Annotated in this window: 1 protein-coding gene; it reads left to right on the top strand. The window is 55.4% G+C overall.

Annotated elements, in window-relative coordinates; genetic code table 11:
* The first annotated feature begins 787 nt into the window (after positions 1 to 787).
* Positions 788 to 2,251, top strand: coding sequence for an MFS transporter (locus CXY73_RS00190; RefSeq protein WP_104133755.1), 1,464 nt, complete (start codon positions 788 to 790; stop codon positions 2,249 to 2,251).
* Positions 2,252 to 2,577: the final 326 nt, after the last annotated feature.

Raw genomic sequence — 2,577 nt, 5'->3', positions numbered from 1 at the left:
TCAACGCGTTCGCCATCACCTTCCGTGACCGCTGGCCGAACGCAGAATCCTACTAATGAAAAACGCCGGAAACACCGTTACCGAGACACACCCTGTGCCTTTGTTGAATGTGTTGGTATTGGGGGCGTCCCTAGTGCTGTTGTTTCGGCGACGTCCCCTTTTCGTCAACCTTGGGTAGGGCATCGGGATTGTCTCGAATAGTGCCGTAGAGGGCGGGGAAGGAGTTCCCTTGATGAACGCAGTAATGACAGGACTCAGCTGGAGCGGGCAGGAAGGAACGAACTCAATGACCGGCTAAAGAAACTGACTCATAAAAGTTGACATCTTCCGCCGCGCGTGGTGGACGAGGCGATCAACACAGTTCTTTACCCTCTTCAGCGATTCAGGGTAATGGGGTGCCTGTGCCAGGTGGAGGAATCGAATTATGCGCCAATTGGTGAGTTCACCAGCGTGCGCATCATTGATATATCCAAGACGATACGAGGGATCGGGGAAAATGAGTACGTCACGGGAGGCAAAGAACGCCGACAGCGATACTCCGAAACGATTGTGCGAAGTACCGAGCTTGGGCGTCGCGAAAGGGCACTGCTGATTCGCGCACTCGAGGAGGAATCATAACCACAGTGAAAGAACGCTAGTTATCGAAGAATGTGTGCTCGGCCGAGTTGACCCCACGTACTGATCCACGAGTTTCTCCACGGCGTCGCGGTTGTTCAGGCTGGAATTGCGGTGTGTGAACAAGATTCGAACCGGCCATACCAGCGGATACTCCTAGACTTGACTGGCTATGGTTGACCATTCTTCTCCTTCGTCCGGAGGTCCCGATCGGCTGAAGTGGGAGGCGTTCTGGGTCGCTGCCGGCGTCGCTTCTCTTACTATTCTTGACCTGTCGAAGATTAATGTTGGGTTGCCGGTGATCGAGCAGTCGCTCGGTGGTGGTGTTACCGAGTTGCAATTGATCGTCGCCGGTTATGCGCTCGCTTTTGGATTGGCGCTGGTGCCATCGGGTCGGCTGGGCGATATTTATTCTCGACGGCTGATGTTCATCATCGGGCTTAGTGCGTTCTCGGTCGCGAGTGTTCTTTGCGCTATCGCGCCTACAATCGAGTTGCTTGTGGTGGCACGTATTTTTCAAGGAGTTGCCGCCGGTATCCAGATGCCGCAGGTACTGGGGCTGATCCAACAACTATTCCAAGGTGCAGAACGTGGTCGCGCCTTTGGGTTATTCGGTGCAGTCATTGGAATTTCAACGGCTTTTGGACCAACTCTAGGTGGACTTTTGATCGGCGTTGGTGGCGCCGACGCTGGTTGGCGACTGCTGTTTTGGATGAATGTGCCGTTGGGGCTTGTTGCCTTGTTCTTCGCCATCCGCTTGCTTCCGAAACGTCAGCTGCATGCACACCAAAACAGCGAGCTTGATCTTGTTGGTATCTTGCTGCTTGGAGTTGCGACTCTGGGTCTGATGCTTCCCTTCGTGCTGACAACTGGTGCGCCTACGGATGCCCCGAACCGCTGGTTCTGGTTGATTCTCTTCGTTTTCGCCGGAGCCGTTTTCATCTGGTGGGAGAGACGTTACCAACAAATCGGCAAGTCGCCAGTGGTCCATTTTTCCCTTTTTCGAACGTCGTCATATCGCAACGGGATACTGATTGCGACGGCTTATTTTGCGTCAATTCCGCCGTATTTTTTGCTGGTCACTTTGTTTCTGCAGGAAGGTCTCGATCTCGAACCCGTCTTCGCCGGAATGGTGAGTATCTCTTTCGCCCTCGCCTCCGCTGTTACCTCGTGGCTTGGCGGTCGCTTGGTCGACCGTTGGGGGCGCCAGCTCGTGGTTATTGGCCTTGTCACGGTTGTCATTGGCTTTGTGCTCGTTTTGCTCGCTGGTTTGTACGTGCGTCCAAATCTGGCGCCGTGGCTGATCGCCGCAGCCATGACCGTCACTGGTGCCGGCGGAGGTCTTGTCATTTCGCTGAACCAGACAATCACCTTGACCGATGTTCCAGTCACCCAGGGCGGAGTCGCAGGATCGATGGCGCAGGTCGGCCAGCGCGTGGGAACGGCGATCGGTGTCGCGGCCGTCATTTCAACCTTCTACGCGACGCTATTCGCCGGGGCAGGCCAGCCCGACCGTGTGCAGGTATTTCGCGAAGGATTCTTCAACGGGATGATGGTTGCGCTCGGCCTAGTGATCATCGCCCTAGTAATCGCACTAATGGACCTGCTCGGGAACCGCGGCAGAAATTACCGTTAGGTCGCTGTCGACTTACGGTGCTCCGGTGGTGGCACCCTCGAATACCCGGACGCGCTCACGACGGCCCGTTGGTAGAAAGTGTCCGCGGGTAAGGTGTGTTTGATATACCTTGCAGCTCCTACTCAATCTGATGAAGATGCTGGATCCGTACCCGTCAACGCAATCGTCCTATGGGATACCCGCCAGGTGTACCGCGCCACCAGATTGGTGACACTCGCCGGAACGTGGTGGCGCGCCAACACCCTCTGTTAATGCCAACTGAAAACAGGGCCAGAAACGCCAACTGAAAATAGGGCCACCAACCATCATGGAAGGTGATCAAATTG

The organism is Cryobacterium sp. Y50 (assembly GCF_002929805.1).
Classification (GTDB): Bacteria; Actinomycetota; Actinomycetes; order Actinomycetales; family Microbacteriaceae; genus Cryobacterium.
Note: the sequence above shows the minus strand (reverse complement) of the source record. Positions and strands in the feature narration are given on the sequence as shown.

Bases quoted from the DNA above. Each gene is read 5' to 3' on its own strand.
- CXY73_RS00190 (WP_104133755.1), top strand. From the start codon at position 788: ATGGTTGACCATTCTTCTCCTTCGTCCGGAGGTCCCGATCGGCTGAAG.